23 protein-coding genes and 1 pseudogene are annotated in these 19,527 nt (G+C 72.0%); 8 read left to right on the forward strand and 16 right to left on the reverse strand.

Annotated features, from left to right (window positions below; all coding sequences use genetic code 11):
* From ABZW11_RS26810 to ABZW11_RS26830, 5 genes and pseudogenes are all read right to left on the reverse strand, one after another.
* Positions 1 to 62: hypothetical protein (locus ABZW11_RS26810; protein ID WP_355422614.1), on the reverse strand; the 62-nt coding region annotated here is incomplete at its 3' end.
* A gap of 278 nt (positions 63 to 340) precedes the next feature.
* A pseudogene (locus ABZW11_RS26815) lies at positions 341 to 907 on the reverse strand (glycosyltransferase); the annotation flags it as partial.
* Positions 908 to 957: 50 nt separating this feature from the next.
* Positions 958 to 1,689 carry an ABC transporter permease gene (locus ABZW11_RS26820; RefSeq protein ID WP_355422367.1) on the reverse strand — a complete coding sequence of 244 codons (732 nt, stop codon included), beginning with the start codon at positions 1,687 to 1,689 and terminating at the stop codon, positions 958 to 960.
* Positions 1,572 to 2,399 (reverse strand): ATP-binding cassette domain-containing protein, encoded by an 828-nt coding sequence (locus ABZW11_RS26825; RefSeq protein ID WP_355422370.1) that lies wholly within the window; start codon positions 2,397 to 2,399, stop codon positions 1,572 to 1,574. Before ABZW11_RS26825 ends, ABZW11_RS26820 begins: the two co-directional genes overlap by 118 nt.
* Positions 2,396 to 2,881: a MarR family transcriptional regulator gene (locus tag ABZW11_RS26830; protein WP_355422376.1), complete on the reverse strand. Its 486-nt coding sequence runs from the start codon at positions 2,879 to 2,881 to the stop codon at positions 2,396 to 2,398. The genes ABZW11_RS26825 and ABZW11_RS26830 overlap by 4 nt, the downstream gene beginning before the upstream one ends.
* Positions 2,882 to 3,000: 119 nt before the next feature.
* Between ABZW11_RS26830 and ABZW11_RS26835 the strand changes: the two genes are divergently transcribed.
* Entirely contained in the window at positions 3,001 to 3,780 is a 780-nt protein-coding gene (locus ABZW11_RS26835; protein ID WP_355422379.1) for an LLM class flavin-dependent oxidoreductase, read from the forward strand.
* 163 nt (positions 3,781 to 3,943) lie between these two features.
* Here the strand turns inward: ABZW11_RS26835 and ABZW11_RS26840 are convergent, their stop codons facing one another.
* The 3 genes from ABZW11_RS26840 to ABZW11_RS26850 all read right to left on the reverse strand — a co-directional run bounded on the left by ABZW11_RS26840 (position 3,944) and on the right by ABZW11_RS26850 (position 7,441).
* Entirely contained in the window at positions 3,944 to 4,942 is a 999-nt protein-coding gene (locus ABZW11_RS26840; protein ID WP_355422382.1) for a glycoside hydrolase family 11 protein, read from the reverse strand.
* A gap of 263 nt (positions 4,943 to 5,205) precedes the next feature.
* Entirely contained in the window at positions 5,206 to 6,588 is a 1,383-nt protein-coding gene (locus ABZW11_RS26845) for an aminotransferase class V-fold PLP-dependent enzyme (protein WP_355422385.1), read from the reverse strand.
* 10 nt (positions 6,589 to 6,598) lie between these two features.
* The gene (locus tag ABZW11_RS26850) at positions 6,599 to 7,441 is read right to left on the reverse strand and encodes an AraC family transcriptional regulator (RefSeq protein WP_355422388.1); all 843 of its coding nucleotides are present in this window, start codon (positions 7,439 to 7,441) and stop codon (positions 6,599 to 6,601) included.
* A gap of 121 nt (positions 7,442 to 7,562) precedes the next feature.
* On the opposite strand from ABZW11_RS26850, the gene ABZW11_RS26855 reads away from it, so the two are divergent.
* On the forward strand, positions 7,563 to 8,243 hold the full coding sequence (locus ABZW11_RS26855) for a DUF4142 domain-containing protein (RefSeq protein WP_355422391.1): 681 nt from the start codon (positions 7,563 to 7,565) through the stop codon (positions 8,241 to 8,243).
* Positions 8,244 to 8,317: 74 nt separating this feature from the next.
* Here the strand turns inward: ABZW11_RS26855 and ABZW11_RS26860 are convergent, their stop codons facing one another.
* The 5 genes from ABZW11_RS26860 to ABZW11_RS26880 form a co-directional block, all read right to left on the reverse strand.
* Positions 8,318 to 8,833, reverse strand: coding sequence for a MarR family transcriptional regulator (locus ABZW11_RS26860; protein ID WP_355422394.1), 516 nt, complete (start codon positions 8,831 to 8,833; stop codon positions 8,318 to 8,320).
* 18 nt (positions 8,834 to 8,851) lie between these two features.
* Positions 8,852 to 9,121, reverse strand: coding sequence for a DUF3040 domain-containing protein (locus ABZW11_RS26865; protein ID WP_355422397.1), 270 nt, complete (start codon positions 9,119 to 9,121; stop codon positions 8,852 to 8,854).
* Between the two features lie 161 nt (positions 9,122 to 9,282).
* Positions 9,283 to 10,053 carry a cytochrome c oxidase assembly protein gene (locus ABZW11_RS26870; protein WP_355422400.1) on the reverse strand — a complete coding sequence of 257 codons (771 nt, stop codon included), beginning with the start codon at positions 10,051 to 10,053 and terminating at the stop codon, positions 9,283 to 9,285.
* Entirely contained in the window at positions 10,035 to 10,544 is a 510-nt protein-coding gene (locus ABZW11_RS26875) for a DUF2243 domain-containing protein (protein WP_355422403.1), read from the reverse strand. The genes ABZW11_RS26870 and ABZW11_RS26875 overlap by 19 nt, the downstream gene beginning before the upstream one ends.
* A gap of 2 nt (positions 10,545 to 10,546) precedes the next feature.
* Complete coding sequence (locus tag ABZW11_RS26880) at positions 10,547 to 11,125, reverse strand: hemerythrin domain-containing protein (RefSeq protein WP_355422406.1); 579 nt, start codon at positions 11,123 to 11,125, stop codon at positions 10,547 to 10,549.
* A gap of 173 nt (positions 11,126 to 11,298) precedes the next feature.
* Between ABZW11_RS26880 and ABZW11_RS26885 the strand changes: the two genes are divergently transcribed.
* Complete coding sequence (locus ABZW11_RS26885) at positions 11,299 to 12,501, forward strand: hypothetical protein (RefSeq protein WP_355422409.1); 1,203 nt, start codon at positions 11,299 to 11,301, stop codon at positions 12,499 to 12,501.
* 44 nt (positions 12,502 to 12,545) lie between these two features.
* Here the strand turns inward: ABZW11_RS26885 and ABZW11_RS26890 are convergent, their stop codons facing one another.
* Entirely contained in the window at positions 12,546 to 12,683 is a 138-nt protein-coding gene (locus ABZW11_RS26890; RefSeq protein WP_355422412.1) for a hypothetical protein, read from the reverse strand.
* Positions 12,684 to 12,888: 205 nt separating this feature from the next.
* Between ABZW11_RS26890 and ABZW11_RS26895 the strand changes: the two genes are divergently transcribed.
* Positions 12,889 to 14,232 (forward strand): histidine kinase, encoded by a 1,344-nt coding sequence (locus tag ABZW11_RS26895; RefSeq protein WP_355422415.1) that lies wholly within the window; start codon positions 12,889 to 12,891, stop codon positions 14,230 to 14,232.
* The gene (locus ABZW11_RS26900; protein ID WP_355422418.1) at positions 14,229 to 14,879 is read left to right on the forward strand and encodes a response regulator transcription factor; all 651 of its coding nucleotides are present in this window, start codon (positions 14,229 to 14,231) and stop codon (positions 14,877 to 14,879) included. The genes ABZW11_RS26895 and ABZW11_RS26900 overlap by 4 nt, the downstream gene beginning before the upstream one ends.
* A 2-nt stretch (positions 14,880 to 14,881) precedes the next feature.
* On the opposite strand, the gene ABZW11_RS26905 is transcribed toward ABZW11_RS26900, so the two are convergent.
* Positions 14,882 to 15,745, reverse strand: a complete 864-nt coding sequence (locus tag ABZW11_RS26905; protein ID WP_355422421.1) for a DUF2268 domain-containing putative Zn-dependent protease — start codon at positions 15,743 to 15,745, stop codon at positions 14,882 to 14,884.
* A 60-nt stretch (positions 15,746 to 15,805) separates the two neighbouring features.
* The gene (locus ABZW11_RS26910; RefSeq protein ID WP_355422424.1) at positions 15,806 to 16,585 is read right to left on the reverse strand and encodes a hypothetical protein; all 780 of its coding nucleotides are present in this window, start codon (positions 16,583 to 16,585) and stop codon (positions 15,806 to 15,808) included.
* 56 nt (positions 16,586 to 16,641) lie between these two features.
* Between ABZW11_RS26910 and ABZW11_RS26915 the strand changes: the two genes are divergently transcribed.
* From ABZW11_RS26915 to ABZW11_RS26925, 3 genes are read left to right on the forward strand one after another with little or no spacing between them, the layout of a single operon-like run.
* On the forward strand, positions 16,642 to 17,643 hold the full coding sequence (locus ABZW11_RS26915) for an AAA family ATPase (protein WP_355422427.1): 1,002 nt from the start codon (positions 16,642 to 16,644) through the stop codon (positions 17,641 to 17,643).
* Positions 17,640 to 18,578, forward strand: coding sequence for a DUF58 domain-containing protein (locus ABZW11_RS26920; RefSeq protein ID WP_355422430.1), 939 nt, complete (start codon positions 17,640 to 17,642; stop codon positions 18,576 to 18,578). The genes ABZW11_RS26915 and ABZW11_RS26920 overlap by 4 nt, the downstream gene beginning before the upstream one ends.
* Positions 18,575 to 19,522, forward strand: a complete 948-nt coding sequence (locus ABZW11_RS26925; RefSeq protein WP_355422433.1) for a VWA domain-containing protein — start codon at positions 18,575 to 18,577, stop codon at positions 19,520 to 19,522. The genes ABZW11_RS26920 and ABZW11_RS26925 overlap by 4 nt, the downstream gene beginning before the upstream one ends.
* Positions 19,523 to 19,527: the final 5 nt, after the last annotated feature.

Below are 19,527 nucleotides of genomic sequence, written 5' to 3' on the forward strand. Positions count from 1 at the left end.
GCGATCTTCTCGGTGCCCAGGAGCGCCGCGCCGTGCATGAAGCCGTTGAACGTCGACCACATGATCCCGAGCAGCGCGACGTCGTACAACGCCGGAACAGCGCCGACGTGCCGGGGAAGACGTGCCGCCCGCCCGCGCGGCGCCGCCCGGTCTCCGCCAGCGCGACGGCCAGCGCGGCGCCCGCCACCGGAGGCGCCCACCTGCCCCGCCACAGGCACCACGCCAGCGCGGGCAGCACCGGCAGGAACACCGCCAGCCGGCCCGGCTGCGCCAGGTCGTCGTAGGCCTGGCGGACCCGCTGGTTCCAGAAGCGGGCCGCGTCGGGCGGGAGCCGCCGCACGTACAGGTCGAGGGCACACAGCTCCCTGCCGCCGTGGGCGCGTACCGTGCGGATCAGCTCGAGATTCTCGAACAGCACGTCGCCGTCGTAGCCGCCCATGCGCTCGAAGAACGCGCGGCGCACGCCGAACGTGCCGGGGTAGTCGGCGCCGAAGCTGCGGTTGAGCAGGGTGCGCGCGGTGTCCCAGCGGGCGTGCCAGGGCAGCTCGGTGAAGTGGTTCTGGGGGCGTATGAGGTCGGCGGCGGTCAGCAGCGTGTCGATCCTGGCGAGCGTGTCCCGGTCGTGGCGTACGTCGTCGTCGGCGATGACCACGTGCGGGGCACGGGCCAGCCGCATGCCGGTGCGCACGCCGTTGACCTTGCCGTTGGCGTGGCGCAGGTCGGCGGCCGGGCGGACGTGCGTGACCAGGCCGCGCCAGGCGGCGGCGTGCCGCTCGTACAGCGGGGGCGGCGAGCCGTCGACGACGATGACCGCGCCCACGTGGCGGGCCAGCGTGCGCAGGTAGGCGGTCAGCTCGTCCAGGCCGCGGTCGTCCTCCCAGCGCAGCGGGAGCACGTAGTCCATCATGGGCGGCGGCTGCCCGGGAAAGATCGGGTTAAACGGGCGATGACCTGCGCTCACCTGGCCAGGCGGCCGAGCAGCGCGGCCGCCGCCGTGATGCCGGCCGCGGCGGCCACCGCCAGCACCGCGAAGTCCAGCGGGAGGTGCGCGGGGACGCCGAGCAGCAGCCCGCGCAGCGCGTCCACCTCGTAGCTGAGCGGGTTGACCGCGCTGACCACCCGCAGCCAGTCCGGCATCGAGGTCGTCGGGTAGAGGGCGTTGGAGGCGAAGAACAGCGGCATCGTGATGGCCTGGCCGAAGCCCATCAGCCGGTCGCGCGTACGGACGACGCCGGCGATCGTCACCGACAGGCAGGCGAAGAACGCCGAGCCGAGCAGCACCGCCACCATCACTCCGAGCAGGCGCAGCGGATGCCAGGACAGGTGCACGCCGAGCAGCGCGGCGATGACCACGACCACGACCGCCTGCACCATGGCCTTCACCCCTGCCGCGAACGCCTTCCCCGCCACCAGCGCCGCCCTGGGCGTCGGCGTGACCAGGAGCTTGGTCAGCACGCCTGAGTCGCGTTCCCAGATGATGTGGATGCCGTAGAAGATGGCGATGAACATCGTGGACTGCGCGATGATCCCCGGCGCCAGGTAGTCACGGTAGGGGATGCCGCCGGTCGGGATCACGTTGATGCGGGTGAACGTCTCGCCGAAGACCAGCAGCCACAGCGCGGGCTGGACGGCGCGGGTGTAGAGCTCCGTACGGTCGTGGCGCAGCTTCTGCAGCTCCACCACGCACATCGCGACCACCCTGGCCGGGACGACCCGCCAGGCGGGCCGCAGTACTGGTCGGCCTCGTCCATGTAGTGGGTGGTGACCAGGACCGTCATGCCGGTCGCGGCGCGTACGGCCATGATGTGCTCCCACACGACCGTGCGGGCGATGGGGTCGAGGCCGATCGTGGGCTCGTCGAGTATGAGCAGGCGGGACGCGCTGACCAGGGCCTGGGCCAGTTCCAGGCGGCGTACCATGCCGCCCGAATAGGTCTTCGCCAGCCGGTCGGCGGCGTCGGTGAGGCCGACCGCCTCCAGCGCCTGGGCGACCCGTTCCCGGCGCTCGCGTCTGGGAACGTCGAAGACGCGCGCGAAGAGCGAGACGTTCTCCCTGCCGGTCAGCCCGGGGTCGGCCGAGAGCTGCTGCGGGACGTACCCGAGCAGGCGCCGCACCCGCATCCGGTCGGCGGCCACGTCCAGCCCGAACACCCGCGCCATGCCCTTGGGCACGGGCAGCAGCGTCGTCACGCACCTGATCGCCGTCGTCTTCCCCGCCCCGTTGGGCCCGAGCAGCCCGAACACCTCCCCCGCCCGCACGGTCAGGTCGAGCCCGTCCACGGCGACGGACTCGCCGAAGGCGTACCGCAACCCGGTGCACGCGACCGCCGCCTCACCGCCGGGCGCATGACCCGCTCGGCCGTCCGGGACGCCGTCGCGGGCGGCCTCGGTGGGCGTCATTTCGCGGTCACCTCGTCTTCCCGCTCTTCCCGCTTTTCCCGCTCTTCCTGCAGGCCGGCGGCCAGGCGGCGCAGCGCCGGGAGTGCCGCCTCCAGCGCGGCCCTGTCCTCCTCGGGGAGCCGCGCGAGGTGCTCGCGGACGAGCGTCGTGCGGCGTTCCTGCCAGGCCCGCAGGCGTGCCTCGCCGTCCGGGGTGGGCAGCAGCCTGGCGGACCTGCGGTCCTCGCTGCGTACCTCGCGGTGCAGCAGCCCGGCGCCGCTGAGCTGGTTGACCAGCGTGGAGACCGAGTTGCCCGCCAGATAGAGCTCCTTGGCCGCGGCCGAGACGCTGATGCCGGGGCGGTCGGCGACCAGGCGCAGCAGCTCGACCTGGGCGCCGCGCAGCCGCGGCCCGGTCAGGCCCTGACGCAGGCGGCGCCGGATCAGCCGGTTGAGCCCGAGCAGCACGCCGGCGAACGCACCGGGCAGATCCTCCGTACTCATGCCCGAAATGTTAGCTCTGCTTACGATGTAATGGGGAATTTCCAGCTCAAGAGATATTTGTCGGCGTCTTACCGTGTTCCATGGTCGAGCGGGCTCGTGCGCGGGCATAGCCTTACCTCATGGTGCGCTTCGCTGTCGGGCTGCCGAACGTAGGCGAGTTCGGAGACCCCACGCTGCTGACCGAGCTGGGCGTCGCCGCCGAGGAACACGGCTGGGACGCGGTCTACCTCTGGGACCACCTGCTCTACCAAGACCCGAGCTGGCCGGTCGCGAACCCGGTGGTGGCGCTGTCCGCCATCGCCGCCCGCACGCAGCGCGTCCGCCTCGGCATCCTGATGACCGCTCTCCCCCGGCGCCGGGTGCAGACGGTCGCCAAGGAGACCGCCTCACTGGACCGCCTCTCCGGCGGCCGGCTCGTCTTCGGCGCGGGGCTGGGCTCGCTCGACGAGGAGTACACCGACTTCGGCGAGGACCCCGACCTGAAGGTCCGCGCCGCGAAGCTCGACCAGGGCCTGGACGACCTGACCCACCTCTGGGAGCGGCTGCCGCCGGCCCCCGTGCAGCGGCCCCGCATCCCGATCTGGTGCCCCGGCCGCTGGCCCACGCGGGCCGGTTTCCGCCGTGCGGCCCGCTGGGACGGCGCCATGCCGACCTTCCGCGACTATGGCCAGGACCTCCCGCCGGTGCCGGTGGCCGAGTTCGCGCGGGTGGTCGACTTCCTGGGCGAGGAGCGGGGCTCACTGGACGGCTTCGACATCGCCCTGGAGGGCCGCGCCGCCGACGGCCTCGTCGAGGGCTACGCGGAGGCGGGCATGACCTGGTGGGTGGAGGCGATGGGCTGGTGGCGCGGCGGCGTCGCCGACGCCCGCAGGACGATCGTCGCCGGCCCACCCCGCTGACTCAGCTGACTTCCCCCTCAAACCGCAGAAGACCGAGCCGCCGGACCGGCGGCTTCCCCCCTCAGCGCGGAAGGCCCCACCGTAACGGCGGTTGACCCCCGCGTGGACGGCGCTGTGGCGCGGCGGCTTTCGCAGCCGTCGCGCCACAGGGTTCAGGGGGAGGTCAGCCTGCGCTGCAGGAGACCGAGGGCCAGGTCCAGTTGCCGTTGTGCTGGATGGTCACGCCCCAGTTGTTGCCGTTGCCGTTCGGGCGGGCGGTGAGCGCTTGCGCGCTCGGGTAGCTGGCGGTGATGTTCCAGGTGGACAGGACGCGGGCCGGGGAGGGCACGTTCATCGTGACGGTCCAGTTGCTGGAGCCGCTGACCGAGACGTTGAGGTTGTAGCGGTCGCTCCATTGCTGGCCGGCGGAGAGGGTCGCGGTGCAGCCACCGCCGCCACCGCCTCCACCACCACCACCGCCGCCGCCCCCGCCGGAGCCGCCGATGGTGATGTTGGAGTTGCCGCTGCTCTGGTAGCCCTCGGTGGCGAGGATCTGGTAGTCGTGGTTGCCCAGGTTCATGCCGGCGCGGGCCCAGGCGTCGAAGTGGTTGCCTGCGGTGATGGTGCCGCCCGTCCGCTTCTGCTGCCTGACGCTCCAGAACTGGTCGAAGGTCCTGGTGCCCTCGATGGACGGGGCGTTGTAGCGGGTCGTCTGGTAGATGTCGTACGTCCCGCCGTCGGTGGTCACGGTGCCCCGGTAGGTACCGGTGGGACGGTACGTGCCCCAGTTGTCGACGATGTAGTACTCGATGAGCGGGTTCCTGGTCCACCCGTACAGGGTCAGGTACGCGTTCCCCGACGGGTTGAAGCTGCCCGAGTACGACACGGTCCTGCGCCCGCCGGTCGACCAGCCCTTGCCGGCGACGAAGTTGCCGGTGTTGCGCCAGGACGTGCTGTAGTTCCCGCCGGAGCCGAGCTCCATGGAGACGGTGCCCTGGGCGTCGGTCCAGAAGGAGTAGAAGTAGCCGTTGTTGTTGCCGGTCTGGTTCGTCGTGATGGCGGCGTGGGCGATGCCGGGGAGCATCGCGACGGCCAGCGCCACGACGATGGCGCCCGCGCGGGCGATGAACCGCCGTGCGCGGCCGCGTCTGCGGCCCGGCGGGTAGGGGGGTGCGCCGTTCATGGGGTGCTTCCTCCTCGCGTGATGACGGCGGGGATGCGGGCAGCGTGGTACGCGCCCGATGGCCGAGGTGGCCCCGATCGAACGTGGTGAAGCCGGATGCCCTCCGAAAATATCGGTGGACTGGCGAAAGTATCGGCCCGCTTTCCGGCACCTGTCAACGGCCCCTTGCGCGAAGTGAAGACCCCCTTACCACGCCGACGCTGGACGCTGGGGAAATAAGGCCGCCGAACGTTGATGAAACTTTCGTACGCGCCCCGAAACACTCAGCCGACGTCGGCCGCAGCCCTGATGATCTGCAACGCACGCTCGACGTGACGGGCGTGGGTGCGGAAGCTCAGCACGCACAGCCGCAGGTACAGCCGCCCCTGGACGTTCGTGCTGCTCAGGTAGATCTGGCCACCGTCGTTGATCTCCTGGAGCAGGCGCCGGTTGCGCTCGTCGTCGCCCTCGCGCAGCCGGAAGACCACCACGGTCAGGTCGGGCCGCCACGGCACGGAGAAGCGGGGATCGGCGGCCAGCTCGCGATGCACGACGGCGGCGAGGTCGAGCTTCTCCTCCAGCTCGCGGGTGAAGGCGTCCACGCCGTGCAGGTGCAGCGGCAGCCACAGCCGCAGCCCGCGGAACTCCCTGGTCAGCTCGACGCCGAGGTTGGCGAAGTCGGGCAGGCCGTCCATCGCGGCGAGGTCCTGGAGGTAGTCGCCGCCGTCGGCGTGCGCGGCGTGCAGTGTGGCGGGGTCGCGGACGAGCAGCACGCCGGTCCCGTACGGCAGGAACATGCTCTTGTGCGGGTCGAGGGCGACGGAGTCGGCCCGTTCCATGCCGGTGAGGAGCGGCCGGCCGCGCTCGGTGAGCTGGAAGCCGCCGCCGTAAGCCGCGTCCACGTGGAACCACAGCCCCTCGCGGGAAGCCAGCTCTGCCAGCTCAGGAAGGGGGTCGATGGTGCCGGTGCCGGTGGTGCCCGCCGTGCCCGCCAGCAGGAACGGCCGCAGCCCCTTGGCCCGGTCGGCGGCGATCAGCTCGGCGGCGGCCCGTACGTCCATGCGCAGGTCGCCGGTCACGGGCACCTCGCGCACGGCCGCGGGCAGGCCGCAGATGCGGGCGGCCTTGGCCACGCAGTGGTGGGTGTGGCCGGTGACGTACAACGTCGCGCCGGTCAGATCGTCGCCCAGCCGGCTCTGGCGGGCGGCCAGCACCGCCGACAGGGTGGCCGTCGAGCCGCCGCTGGTGGTGATGCCGCCCGCGCCGGGCGGCAGCCCGAAGCGCTCGCACAGCCAGGTGAGCACGCCGTGTTCCATGGCGACCAGCGCGGGCGACATCTGGGCCAGCCCCGTGTACCGGTTGGCGGCGTTGGCCAGCAGCTCCGCCAGCGCGGCCGAGTACAGCCCGCCGGCCGGGAAGTAGGCGAGGTAGCCGGGGCCCGCGGTGTTGACGCCCTGCCCGGCCGCCCGCAGGAACGTCTCAGCCAGCTCCCCGAAGTCGCCCGGTCCCGCGGCGGGCGGGCGGCGCAGGCGCTCCGCCAGGCCGTCGGGCGGCGAGTAGTCGCTGGCGGGCGACTTCTCCAGGGCGTCGAGCCAGTCGGCCAGCACGTCCACGGCCTGCCGGCCGAGTGCCGCCATGTCGGGGCGGTTCAGGTCGAGTTCCGTCATGCCCGGCACCCTAGGAGGAGTCGGGCCGGCGGGGATTGGACGTTATTGCACGCTGGTAGGCGCGCGGTGGCACGCCCACCAGGCGGCGGAAGTGCCGGGACAGGTGTGACTGGTCGCAGAACCCCACGAGCTGCGCGACCTCGGCGGGCGGCAGCCCGGCGGCGAGCAGGGAGCGGGCGCGGGTGACGCGCAGGTGGGTGACGTACGCGTGCGGCGGCATGCCGTACCGGACACGGAAGGAACGGACCAGGCCGAACGGGGTGAGCCCGACCGAGGCGGCCAGCTCCGTGAGCGGGGGTGGGCAGGGCAGCCCGGCGTGCAGCAGGTCGCGGGCTCTTTCCAGGGCGCGTTGATCGGTACGTTCCCTGCGCGTGCCTCCCGAGGTGCCGTACGCGGCGAGCAGGCGTACGAGCAGCGCGTGCAGCCGCAGGTCGGCGTCGGCGGCCCCGCCGGGACGGGCGGCCCGGTGCGCGGCGGCCACCTGCCGTGCCAGGCGCGGGTCGGCGACGACCCTGCGGCTGAACGACGGGGTGCCGGCACCGCCGCCCAGCTCGGCCGCCGCCGCTCGCACCTGCTCGACCCCGGGATAGAGCACCCGGTACGTCCACCCGTCCGGCGTGCGGGCCTGCCCTGTGTGCACGACGCCGGGCTCGATGAGCACCACGCCGCCCGGCCCTGCCCGTTCGACGCCGTCGGCGAAGCGGATCTCCTCCTCGCCCTGCTCGACCACCCCGATCGCGTACGTCTCGTGGCTGTGCCGCCCGAACCGGTGCCGGACGAACCGCGCGTGCATCAGGTCGAGCCCGCCCAGACCGGGATGGCGCCAGTAATGCGCGGAGTCGACGGCGCCCATGGCGCCTCCTCCCTGGTGATCGTCCATGGCCTCCTGCAACTTTTGCACAGTGCCATGAACGACCTCGCCTCCGGCGGCGTACCTCATGATGACGGCCGTCTCAGGGAAGGGGACGATGATCATGGGACCCCGACGCGTACTCGTCGTCTGCGCGACCGCCACGCTCCTGCCGGTGACGGCGTGCGCCGGCTACACGCCGACGCCCGCCGCGGACGGCGCCAACACCGCCGCGCTCGCCGAGGTGGCGAGCGAGTCGCCGTTCCCCGACGAGGAACCCTCCGAGCCCTCCGGCCCGCCCGCGGAGGACGAGGACGAGGGGGTCTGGGAGACGAAGTGGGGGCCGGTGTCGAAGATCGACAGGGACCTCGTCCGCAAGGTGCGCCTGGCCGGCCTCTGGGAGATGCCGATGGCGCAGGACGCCGTGCAGCGCGCCACCACGGCCAAGGTCAGGCAGGTGAGCGAGACGATCGCGAGCCAGCACCACACCCTGGACCGGCAGGTGCGCGAGGTGGCCTCGAAGCTGGAGATCACGCTGCCGGTGAAGCCCACCGAGCAGCAGCAGAGCTGGATGAGCGACATCTCCGGCAGCACCGGCTCCGCCTACGACGCCACGTACATCAAGTGGCTGCGCCTGGCGCACGGCCAGATCTTCGGCCTGATCGGCCAGGTGCGCGGCAGCACCCAGAACACGCTGGTCCGCCGCTTCGCCGAGCAGTGCAACGCGGCCGTGCTGAACCACCAGCGCCTGCTGGAGAGCACGGGCCTGACCACCCCGGAGAGCTTCCCCGACCCGGCCGCCTGACTCCACCCGCCCCGGCCTGGCCTGACCCGACCTGGCCTGACCCGACCTGGCCTGACCCGACCGAGGCTGCGAGGTCAGACGTCCTGCCAGCCCAGCGGCCGGGGCGCGGTCTCCGGGGACTCGCCGCCCGCCTCGTTGAAGGCGTTCATGGCGGAGATGAGCGCGCGGCGCTGTTCGGCCGACATGCGGGCGACGATGGCGCCGATCTCGGTACGGCGGCGCTCCATCACCTGGTCGACGATGCGCCGCCCCTCGGTGGTGAGCCGCATCAGGCTCTCGCGCCGGTTGTGCGGGTTGACCTCCCGCACGACCAGCCCGGCGGCCATCAGGCGGTCGCCCATCCGCATGGCGGTGGAGGAGTTGACGCCGAGCAGGTCGGCCATGGTCACGAGCTTGGTCTCGCCGTGCCCGGCCAGCACCACCATCATCCGGAACTGCGGCAGCGTGATGCGGTCCTCGACCGCGCCGAGCGACCGGGCGGCGACGGCGACGAGCAGCCGCGACCCGCTCAGCACGGCCGTGACGACGGCCGACAGATCATCGTCCCCATCATCAGCAGATTTCCCACTGATCGCGGACATGTCACCCATGACCACAGTTGTACCGCGCTACCCCTCCTGCCGGGCGCCGACCCCCTCACAGGAGCTGAACGGCACCCCCGGGCACTCCCGCTCCCCCGTCGTCAGCAACAGCACGATTCCCATCATGAAGATCGCGCAGGTGAGCAGCATCAGCATCAGCCAGACGTGCACCGCCGACCTGCGCCGCAGGGAAGAGCCACCGGACCCGGAGAGCAGCGCGTCCAGCTCGGGCTCGTCGAGTGCCAGTCGCTTCTCCAGCTCCTCCAGTGCCCGCCGCTCTTCCCGGGAAAGCCCCATCCCTCACGCCTCATCTCCTCGGCGGCCATTCCGCGGCACCCAGGACACGCCCCCCGTGTACCTCCCGCATCACGACGACCATTCCAGCCGGACGGCCTGAGGAGACCAAGCGAACCTTGCATACTGCAACAAACCTGTGATGCGGGCCTGCCTGGGAGGAGTCAGGCGGACACGGACCGCACAGGGGGCGCGGCGGCGCGCCGGCGCGGCCGCCATGAGCTCACCAGGGCGAGGGCGAGCAGCAGCTCGGCCAGGTCCCCGCCGTAGTACATGATCTCGGCGGCGCCGCGCCGCTGCTCGGCCGGTACGGGCAGGTCCACGGCGAGGCCGGCGTACATGAGCTGGGACAGCCCGGCGTGCACGGCGATCGCGACGCCCAGCACGACCAGCCGCACCGGTACGGACGGCCGCCGCGGCGCCGGGTCGGGCCCGGCGATCACCCACGCGAACAGGCAGCCGGACAGCAGGAAGTGCAGGTGGACGGACTCGTGCAGCCAGGGGTTGGTGAGGGTCTGCCGGTAGAGCGGCGTGCAGTACAGCACCACCATCCCGCCCACGCTGAGCAGCAGCGCGGCGATCGGGTTGGCGACGAGGCGCAGCGAGCGCAGCAGCGCTGTGAGCCGGCGGGCGCGGGCGGCCGGCAGCGTACGCAGCAGCAGCCTCACCGGCGCGCCCAGCACCAGGCCGAGCGGCGCCAGCATGCCGATGAGCAGATGCTGCACCATGTGGCCGCGAAAATCGTGCGCGGCCAGCTCGGCGACGGGCCCGGCCAAGGCCACGCCGGCGAGAGCGAGACCGGTCAGGAAAGCAGCGGAACGCCACGGGCTCCACTTCCCACGACCCGCCAAAGCCAGATAGGCGGCCGCCGGGAGCAGGAGCAGCAGCGGCGTGCCGTCGAAATGGTGGTGGGTCATCACCGGGGGGCCTGGCACAGGTCGAGCGTGTCGGCGCCGCGCCGCAGCGCCCACCCCCCGGCCACCAGGACCACCCCGAGCGCCAGGAACCCGAGGTCCCACGCCAGCTGGTACGGCCCCGTACGGACGTGGTGGATGCCCAGCAGGTGATGGTCGATCACGCCTTCGACCAGGTTGAACAGCCCCCACCCCGACAGGATCCAGCCCCACAGCGCCCGCGAGCGCCACACCCGCCCGCGTGAGGCGGTCACGCGGGAGTAGAGCAGGCCGATCCCGGCGAGCACGGCCAGCCAGGTCACGGTGTGGAACAGGCCGTCCCACACCGTGTTCATCCGCAGGCCCGGCACGGTGTCGACCGGGTAGTAGCGCACCCCGATGCGGTCGGTGTCGGTGCTGCTCAGCATGTGGTGCCACTGCAGCAGCTGGTGCAGCAGGATGCCGTCGACGAAGCCGCCCAGCCCGATCCCCAGGATCGTGCCTGGCAGGCCGATGCCCTTGGGGGCCGCCATGATCAGGGGTTCTTGCCCATGGCCTGGCGGATGACGTCGCGGACGCGGTCCATCATCGCGATCGGCGTGCCCATGAGCACGTTCTTGGTGGCCGACTCGGTGCCGGGGTGCGGGTGAGTGGGCGCCATGGCCTCGGCGGCCTTGACGCCGGCGGCCATGCTGCGCCGCTCGGCCTCGGTGGTGTGGGCGATGAGTTTGTTGAACTCGTAGCGCTCCTCGGCGCGGGCGTGCGCCTCGACGGCGCCGCGCAGCATCAGCAGGTTCTCCATGAAGTCGGGTGCGTCGGGGCCGGCCTGGTCCATGCGGGACAGCATCTCCTTGGCCTGGTTCTCCTCGGCCAGCCGGTCCTCCACCACACCGTCGCCGCCGTCGATCTTGCCCCGCGCGTACGGGTGCACGATCTCCTCCTCGGCGGTCTCGTGCACGGCGAGCAGGCGCACCAGGCGGGTAAACGCCTCTCCGCGCTGGTCGGCGGGGGCCTGCTCGACCTCGTCGAACAGGTTCCTGATCATCCCGTGCTGGGCGACGAGCAACTCGATGACGTCCGTCTCGGCCATCTTCTCCGGCGCCGTCTTCGTCATGTCTCTCCTCCTTCGAGTACGGGGCTGCCTACCCCGGCCTCGGCCGAACACGCTCAAGAGGCGAACGGATTACCCAACCCGGAGCTTCGGCGGAACGGGCGCCGAGATTGCGCCGGGACGCCTCGGGTAGGCGGGCACATCGCATGTTCCCGACCGCGAAGGAGCGGACGCACATGACCTTCAACCCATTGCGCGAGCGCGGCATCCCCTTGGACAAGCAGCTGCGCAACTGGCGGGAGCTGAACGTCACGCCGACCGATCCCGACCACGCCGATCCGTACACGCGGTGCCGCATCATCGCCATGAACGGCGTCGAGGTCGAGGCGATCATGTTCAGCCACCACCTGGCCAGGCACTGCCCCGACGTGGAGATCAAGCAGCACCTCGCTCGGGTCCGCTACATCGAGCAGCAGCAGCAGAAGGCGGTCAACTGGCTGCTGCCCGGTCTCGCCTCGGTGCTGGAGACGACGATCGCGTACGAGCAGGTCGCGGTGGACCTCACCGCCTGGGTCGCCAGGATGGAGCCCGACCCGTACCTGAAGCAGGCGTACCAGTTCGGCGTCCTGGAGGACTTCGACCACCTCTACCGGTATTCGAACCTGTACGAGATGATCGAGCACCGTAAGGCCGAGAAGATCGTCGGCCAGCTCACCGAGGTCATGCCGGGCCGGCCGACGTTCATGCACCACCGTGATCCGGTGGACAACGTGCGCGAGCCGTACGACAGGACGAAGACGCCCCCGATCTCGAAGCTGCACGCGCTGACCATCATGGCGGCCGAGCAGCAGACCATGAACTTCTACATGAACGTCGGCCCCACCTACATGGAGCCGATCGCCCGCCAGCTCTACCAGGAGATCGGCCTCATCGAAGAGGAGCACGTCACCCACTACGAGTCCCTCGTGGACCCGGGCGAGAGCTGGTGGGAGATGCTGCTCAACCACGAGTACAACGAGTGCTACCTGTACCACTCGTTCATGGAGACCGAGTCCGACCCGAAGGTGAAGAACATCTGGGAGCTCCACCTCAACATGGAGCTGGAGCACCTGCGGCTGGCCGCCGAGCTGTTCAAGAGGCACGACGGCCGCGACCCCGAGCAGGTCCTCGCGCCCGAACTGCCGGCCCCGGTGACGTTCGAGCCGAACAAGGAGTACCTGCGCGAGCTGATCGCGACCCAGATCGACTACACCACCCTGGGCACCGGCTACGTCCAGGAGGCCCACGAGCGCTTCGAGAAGATGCAGGAAGCGCTCATGGGCGGCGAGAAGGCCCCGTCCGAGCGGGTCATCGACGACAACCGCGCCAAGAACGGCCGCGAGTACCGGCTGCAGACCGAGGGCGAGCACCCGGTCCACAGCCTCGCCGCCGACCGCTGACCGGCCCCGGCCCCCGCGGGCCGGCCGGTCACGCGGGGGCCGGGTCAGGTCAGCTCCTTGCCCTTCGTCTCGGGCATGGTGGCGTAGACGATCACGCCGATCAGCGCCGCGCCGGCCACGTAGATCCACACCAGGTCGCGGTGGCCGTACAGCGCCGCCTCGTCGAGGACGAGAGTGAGCACCGTGCCGAGCCCGACGCGATCAGCACGCCGCCGCCGACCGACACCCGCTGCCACGACCCGGCGAAGGCGCGCCGCCCGGCCACGACCCGGGACGCAGGCCGCGCCCGCCTGCGCGCCCGCCCCGCCGTAGGCGCCGCGTGAGCGACCTCGAAGCGGCGGGAAACCGCCGGGAGAGGCGGCTTTTCCTCGACATACACTCTCGGATGTGACAGGGAACCTGTTCCGCCGGTGGACGTGCCTCATCCTGGGCGGGGCCCTGCTGATGCCGTACATGATGGTCGGCGTGCTGGTCGCGGGCCTGGTGAGCGGCGAGCCTGGCAACCTGCTGCTGCCCGCGCAGATCGGCGTCTTCGGCGTGATGCTGCCCGTCGTGGCCGTCACCGGGCTGTTCCTGCCGGTGCGCGGGCTGGAGGTGAGCGCGGCGCAGGGCCTGCTGGGCGCGCGCGTGCGCACCCCGCCGCGGCAGACCGGACGGACCTGGCAGGAGCGGCGGCGCACCGCCACCTGGTTCACCCTCCACCTGGGCATCGGCGGCGTGGTCAGCGGCTGCACGCTGGCGATCCTGCCGTTCACGGTCTTCACGCTCGTGGTGCTCTTCACCGGCCCGCCCCCGGACCTGGGCGGGATGGAGATCACGCCAGGCTGGAACGCGGTGCTGTGGGCGCTCAGCGGGGTCGCGCTGCTGGTCGCCCTGGTCGCCCTGGTGGCCGGAGCCGGCGAACTCCTGGCCAGGCTGGCTCCCGTCCTGCTCGGCCCCACCCCCTCGGAGCGGCTGGCCGCCGCCGAGGAGCACGCCCGCGCCCTGGCCGAACGCAACCGCCTGGCCCGCGAACTGCACGACTCCGTCGGCCACGCGCTCAGCGTCGTCACCCTGCAGGCCGCGGCGGCAGGACGCGTCCTCGACCGCGACTCCGGCGACGCCCGGGCCACCGCACGCACCGCGTTGGGGGCCATCGAACAGTCGGCCCGCGCCGCCCTCGACGACCTCGACCACGTCCTCGGCCTCCTGAGAGACGGCGACGACGCCACCCGCGATGCAGCCGCCGCCGGCAGGGACGCCGACGGTGCCTCCCACGGTGCCTCCCACGGTGCCGGCGGCGGTTCCGCCGACGGTGCCGAACGCCGGATCGCCCCGCAGGCCACGCTGGCCGACCTCGGCGAGCTCGTCGCCACCTCAGGCGCCTCCGTGCAGCAGCAGGTCGGCGACCTGTCCGGGGTGCCTGCCGTGGTGTCACGGGAGGCGTACCGGATCGTGCAGGAGGCGCTCACGAACGCCATCAAGCACGGCCACGGCCCCGTCCGCCTGACCGCCGCCGTCCACGGCGACGACCTGCACCTGGAGGTCGTCAACGCCCAACGCGGCGGCGGCGGGTGGAGCGGTGGCCGGAGTGGGGGCCGGAGTGGAGGGCGGAGTGGAGGGCGGAGTGGGGGGCGGGGGCTGGCGGGCATGCGGGAGCGGGTCAGGTTGCTGCGGGGTGAGCTGGAGGCCGGGCCTGCCGCGGGTGGGTGGCGGGTGACGGCTCGGCTGCCGCTACGGTCGGGTTCATGACGCTGCGAGTCGTGATCGCCGACGACGAGGATCTCATCCGTGCCGGCCTGCGCATCATCCTCGACGCCGAGCCGGATCTCACCGTCGTGGGTGAGGCCGCCGACGGCGCCGAGGTGCTGCCCATCGTGCGCCGGGAGCGGCCCGACGTGGTGCTGATGGACGTCCGCATGCCCGCCCTGGACGGCATCAGGGCCACCGAGCGGCTGCTGGCCCTGGATGATCCGCCCAAGGTGCTGGTGGTGACGACGTTCGAGAACGACGACTACGTCTACGACGCGCTCCGGGCGGGGGCCAGCGGCTTCCTGCTCAAGCGCACCAGACCGGACGACCTCGTCCAGGCCGTGCGCATGGTCGCGGCCGGCGACTCGCTGCTGTTCCCGGCCGCGATCCGCGCCCTGGCCGGCCGCCGGTCACCGGCCGGGTCACCGGACCGGGTGCCCGGCATCGACCGGCTGACCGAGCGCGAGGGCGACGTGCTGCGGCTGATGACCAGGGGCCTGTCCAACCAGGAGATCGCCGGCGAGCTGGTCGTCAGCCAGGAGACGGTCAAGACGCACGTGGGCAACGTCCTGGCCAAGCTGGGCGCGCGTGACCGCACCCAGGCGGTGATCGCCGCGTACGAGTCCGGGTTCGTCTCCCCCGGCTGACGTCACGGGCGGACGCCGCCCCGGCGCAGCAGCTCGGCCGCCGGGACGACGGTGGCCTCGGCCGCGGTGAGCCCGGTGGCGGCCAGGGCGCGGTCGACCAGGTGGAGACCCACCGCGTACCCGGCCATGTCGGGGATGCCGCGGGGCTCCTGGCCGAACCTCCGCGCCGTGCCGTCGCCCAGCACGTACGCCGGCGTGTTCTGCATCCCCTGCAGGTCGAAGTCGGCCATGATCAGCTCCAGGGCGCGCTCGAAGGCATCCCCTGCCACCATGGACGACCACGGCCCCATCGCCTCAGGCCCCGACCGCTCGCGGACGAACGCCTCGGCCAGCCCCTCGCCGACCACGTGCTCGCCCACGGTCACGGTGGCCGGGTTCCACTCCACGTTGGTGTAGCGCACGTGGTGGTGGAACTCGTGCACGGCCAGGTGCGGGATCCGCCCGATCACGTCGTCCGCCGGCCACGCCAGCAGGTAGATGTAACCGGTGCCGGCTCCCATGCCGTAATAGCCGCCTGCCGTCGTCATCAGGTGCTCGTTGCCGGGGTCGCCCATCATGAGGAAGACCTGCAGCGAGTCGGCCTGCTTGGCGCCGCTCAGCGCCTGCGAGGCCCGCTCCAGCTCGTGCCGCACCTGGCCGAGCACGTCCTCCTCGATCATGCGGCGGACGGCGGGCAGGTAGCGCGGGTCGTCCTCGTCGACCCGGAAGCCGCCGCCCTGGTGGTGGATGTCGACGATGTCGCCCGGCATCGGGATGGACGAGCGCATCGGCTCCAGCAGCTCCCGCAGCGCGTCAGGCCGGTGCGAGAGCGGCTGCTCCAGCAGGGACGCCATCGGGGTCAGGGTGTCGTGAACGGTGAATTCCATGGCCCTGGACGCTAAGCCCTCACGTTACGTGAGGCTCAAATCATTTAACGGCCGAACCGCTCACAGCGGCGACTCGTCGCCGGGGTCCTCGCCCGGCGAGCGTCCCGGCGTGCTCTGCCCGCTCTCCGTGGGCGACGGTGACTGCGAGGGCGACGGCCGCGGCTCGGGCGTCTCGGGGGTCGGCGGCGGCGTCGGCACGAACACCGTCGGCGGTAGCTGCCGGGGCTGCGGCTCGCTGTCCTGCCGCCCGAGCAGCAGCAACAGCAGGATCGTCACCACCAGCAGCAACAGCAGCACCACGGCGAGCGCGGCCATCAGCACCCGCTTGCGCGTCTCGGTCAGCGGCCGGCGCGGGCGCGGCGGTCCCGGCAGGGCGGGGGCGCGGTCGGTCAGCCAGTACGGCACGAAGTCCGGCCCATGGGCCTGCCCGATGAGCGTCCCGCCCACCATGACCGGCTCCAGGAACCGCTCGGCGCCCGGACGCCCCGGCGCGTACGGCACCGCCACCCACGGCGCCCGCCCCCCGTCGTACGCCAGCACCTCGGGCGCGCCCTCCAGCACCGCGCCACCGCCGCGCGGCCGGGCGGGACGGTTGAGCCAGCCGCGCACCCCCGAGCGCTCCCGCCCGCCGGCGTCCCTGACGGCGGTGACGAACCGGTCGCGGGCCGCGGCGTCGTAGGCGGCGCCACGGGTGAGCACCGCGAGCGACACGGCCCGGCCGTCGGGGCCCTGGCCGAGGTACACGAATCCGGCGGGCGCGCTGTGCAGGCGCGCCTGCACCACGTAGGGCCCCAGCCGGGGAGGATCGCCGTACTGCAGGGGACTTGCCACGTTTGCCATGTAAGCACAGACGTGGCGTCGTGCGAGTTTGCGGCGCGTTTGGTGGAATGGGCGTCATGAGCGTCGCCGAAGAGTTGCCAGGCGGAAACGACGCGGCACTGCTGCGTCAGAGTCTCGACGAGGTCCGGCGTGTCATCGTCGGCCAGGACCACATGGTCGAACGCCTCGTCGTGGCCCTGCTGGCGCGCGGGCACTGCCTGCTCGAAGGAGTGCCAGGGGTCGCCAAGACCCTCGCCGCCTCCACCCTGGCCACCGTCGTGGGCGGCACGTTCGCCCGCATCCAGTTCACCCCCGACCTCGTGCCGAGTGACATCGTCGGCACCCGCGTCTACCACCCGTCCAATGAGAAGTTCGATGTCGAGCTCGGCCCCGTCTTCGTGAACTTCCTGCTGGCCGACGAGATCAACCGCGCCCCCGCGAAGGTCCAGTCCGCGCTGCTGGAGGTCATGGCCGAGCGGCAGGTGACGCTGGCCGGCGTCACCCATCCACTGCCCAGGCCGTTCATCGTGCTGGCCACCCAGAACCCGATCGAGTCGGAGGGCGTCTACCCGCTGCCCGAGGTGCAGCGCGACCGGTTCCTGTTCCGGGTGCGGGTCCCCCATCCCAGCGCCCACGAGGAGCTGGAGATCCTGCACCGCATGAGCGTCACCCCGCCCGTGCCCGACCGCGTGCTCGACCCGCCCAAGCTGCTGGCCCTGCAGAACGCCGCCGAGCAGGTCTCGGTGCACCAGCTCGTCGCCGACTACGTCGTGCGCCTCGTCATGTCCACCCGCAACCCGGCCGAGTACGGCCTGGCCGACCTCACCGACACGATCGAGGTCGGGGTCAGCCCCCGGGCGACGCTCGGCCTGGTGTCGGCGGGACGTGCGCTGGCGCTGCTGCGCGGGCGCGACTACCTGCTGCCCGACGACGTACGCGACGTCGCGGTGGACGTCATGGCCCACCGGCTGATGCTCACCTTCGACGCGCTGGCCGACGGGGTCGATCCCGAGCAGGTGGTCAAGCAGATCCTGCACGCCGTGCCCCCGCCCCTCGTCGTCTGGAACCAGAACCGTTGAGCACCACAGCAGAACAGGCGCTGCGGCGACTCGAGCTGACCGTCACCCGCCGGCTCGACGGCCTGCTGCACGGCGCCCACCAGGGCCTGCTGCCGGGCACCGGCAGCGAGGCCGGCGACAGCCGCGTCTACGTGGCCGGCGAGGACGACGTGCGCCGCATGGACTGGGCGGTCACCGCCCGCACGACCATCCCCCACGTCCGCGACCTGATCGCGGACCGCGAACTGGAGACGTGGGCGCTGGCCGACCTGTCGCCCAGCATGGACTTCGGCACCGCCGACAGCGACAAGCGCGACCTGGTGGTGGCGGCGGTCGGCGCGATCGGGTTCCTGTCCAGCCGCATGGGCGACCGGTTCGGGGCGCTGGTGATCCACGACGAGTACGTGCACCGCATGCCCGCCCGTACCGGCCGCCCCGCCCTCTACGGCCTGCTGCACTCCCTCATGGACGCGCCGCGCGGCAGCGTCGTGGACGACCCGCCCGACCTCGCCGAAGGCATCGACATCCTCAACGCCACCCGCCGCCGCCGCGGCCTGCGGCTGATCGTCTCCGACTTCCTCGATGCGCACCCCGACCTCGACCCCGACGCCGAGCGCCCCTGGGAGCGGCCGATCCGCCGCCTGGCGGCCCGCCACCAGGTGCTGGCCGTCGAGGTCATCGACCCCCGCGAGCTGGAGCTGCCCGACGTGGGCCGGGTCGCGTTCGCCGACCCCGAGACCGGGAACGTACGCGAAGTGCACCTTTCGCCGAAAATCCGGCAGGCGTACGCGGAGGCCGCGGCCCTGCAGCGCGAGAGCACCCGCCTGGCCCTGCGCCGCGCCGGTGTCGCCCACCTCGTGCTGCGCACCGACCGCGACTGGGTGTTCGACGTCGCGCAGTTCGTGCTGCGCCAGCGCCGCATGAGCCACCTCGCCCACAGGAGGCCGTCCGCATGACCTTTCTCGCCCCCGGCTGGCTGTGGTTGTTCGTGCTCGTGCTGCTGCTCGTGGCGGGCTACGTGGCGGCCATGTTCGCCCGCCGCCGCTACACGGTGCGCTTCACCAACCTGGCCCTGCTCAACCTGGTCGCCCCCGCCGGTCCCGGCTGGCGCCGGCACGTCGCGCCCGCGCTGTTCCTCGTCATGATGTCGCTGCTGGTCGTCGGCGCCGCCAAGCCCGCCGACCAGGTCCGCGTCCCCCGCGACCGCGCGACCATCATGATCGCCCTGGACATCTCGCTGTCCATGGACGCCGACGACGTCCAGCCCGACCGCATCAGCGCCGCCAAGGCCGCCGCGCAGGCGTTCGCCCAGGAGCTGCCCGACCGCTTCAACGTCGGCGTCGTCTCCTTCGCCCGCTCGGCCAACGTGATCGTCTCCCCCACCACCGACCACCAGGCCGTGGTCACCGCGCTCGGCAACCTCACCACCCGCCCGGGCACCGCCATCGGCGAGGCGGTCTTCAACTCGCTGGAGTCGGTGCGCTCCTTCGACCAGCAGGCCGCGACCGACCCGCCGCCGGCCGCGATCGTGCTGCTGTCCGACGGCGACAACACCTCGGGCCGGTCGGTCAACGAGGCCATCGAGGCGGCGCAGCAGGCCCGCGTACCGGTCTCCACGATCGCGTACGGCACCCAGGAGGGCACGGTCAGCATCGACGGCCGCCCGGTGAACGTGCCGGTCAACAAGCAGACGCTGCAGGCGCTGGCCGACGGCACCAGCGGCCGGGCCTACACCGCCGAGTCCGGCAGCGAGCTGCGCGAGGTCTACGAGCAGATCGGCACCTCGCTCGGCTACAAGCTGGTCAACCAGGAGGTCACCCAGTGGTTCATCGTGGCCGCGATCGTGGCCGGGCTGCTGGTGGCGGGCGCGGCGGTGCTGTTCGGTTCGCGGATCCCGTAACGTTT

This window comes from Nonomuraea sp. NPDC004580 (assembly GCF_040609855.1).
GTDB classification, from domain to species: domain Bacteria; phylum Actinomycetota; class Actinomycetes; order Streptosporangiales; family Streptosporangiaceae; genus Nonomuraea; species Nonomuraea salmonea.

Bases quoted from the DNA above. Each gene is read 5' to 3' on its own strand.
- ABZW11_RS26910 (WP_355422424.1), bottom strand. From the start codon at position 16,585: ATGGCAAACGTGGCAAGTCCCCTGCAGTACGGCGATCCTCCCCGGCTG.
- ABZW11_RS26860 (WP_355422394.1), bottom strand. From the start codon at position 8,833: ATGGGTGACATGTCCGCGATCAGTGGGAAATCTGCTGATGATGGGGAC.
- ABZW11_RS26830 (WP_355422376.1), bottom strand. From the start codon at position 2,881: ATGAGTACGGAGGATCTGCCCGGTGCGTTCGCCGGCGTGCTGCTCGGG.
- ABZW11_RS26840 (WP_355422382.1), bottom strand. From the start codon at position 4,942: ATGAACGGCGCACCCCCCTACCCGCCGGGCCGCAGACGCGGCCGCGCA.
- ABZW11_RS26825 (WP_355422370.1), bottom strand. From the start codon at position 2,399: ATGACGCCCACCGAGGCCGCCCGCGACGGCGTCCCGGACGGCCGAGCG.
- ABZW11_RS26850 (WP_355422388.1), bottom strand. From the start codon at position 7,441: ATGGGCGCCGTCGACTCCGCGCATTACTGGCGCCATCCCGGTCTGGGC.
- ABZW11_RS26875 (WP_355422403.1), bottom strand. From the start codon at position 10,544: ATGGCGGCCCCCAAGGGCATCGGCCTGCCAGGCACGATCCTGGGGATC.
- ABZW11_RS26900 (WP_355422418.1), top strand. From the start codon at position 14,229: ATGACGCTGCGAGTCGTGATCGCCGACGACGAGGATCTCATCCGTGCC.
- ABZW11_RS26880 (WP_355422406.1), bottom strand. From the start codon at position 11,125: ATGACGAAGACGGCGCCGGAGAAGATGGCCGAGACGGACGTCATCGAG.
- ABZW11_RS26820 (WP_355422367.1), bottom strand. From the start codon at position 1,689: ATGTGCGTGGTGGAGCTGCAGAAGCTGCGCCACGACCGTACGGAGCTC.
- ABZW11_RS26925 (WP_355422433.1), top strand. From the start codon at position 18,575: ATGACCTTTCTCGCCCCCGGCTGGCTGTGGTTGTTCGTGCTCGTGCTG.
- ABZW11_RS26865 (WP_355422397.1), bottom strand. From the start codon at position 9,121: ATGGGGCTTTCCCGGGAAGAGCGGCGGGCACTGGAGGAGCTGGAGAAG.
- ABZW11_RS26835 (WP_355422379.1), top strand. From the start codon at position 3,001: ATGGTGCGCTTCGCTGTCGGGCTGCCGAACGTAGGCGAGTTCGGAGAC.
- ABZW11_RS26915 (WP_355422427.1), top strand. From the start codon at position 16,642: ATGAGCGTCGCCGAAGAGTTGCCAGGCGGAAACGACGCGGCACTGCTG.
- ABZW11_RS26855 (WP_355422391.1), top strand. From the start codon at position 7,563: ATGGGACCCCGACGCGTACTCGTCGTCTGCGCGACCGCCACGCTCCTG.
- ABZW11_RS26845 (WP_355422385.1), bottom strand. From the start codon at position 6,588: ATGACGGAACTCGACCTGAACCGCCCCGACATGGCGGCACTCGGCCGG.
- ABZW11_RS26885 (WP_355422409.1), top strand. From the start codon at position 11,299: ATGACCTTCAACCCATTGCGCGAGCGCGGCATCCCCTTGGACAAGCAG.
- ABZW11_RS26905 (WP_355422421.1), bottom strand. From the start codon at position 15,745: ATGGAATTCACCGTTCACGACACCCTGACCCCGATGGCGTCCCTGCTG.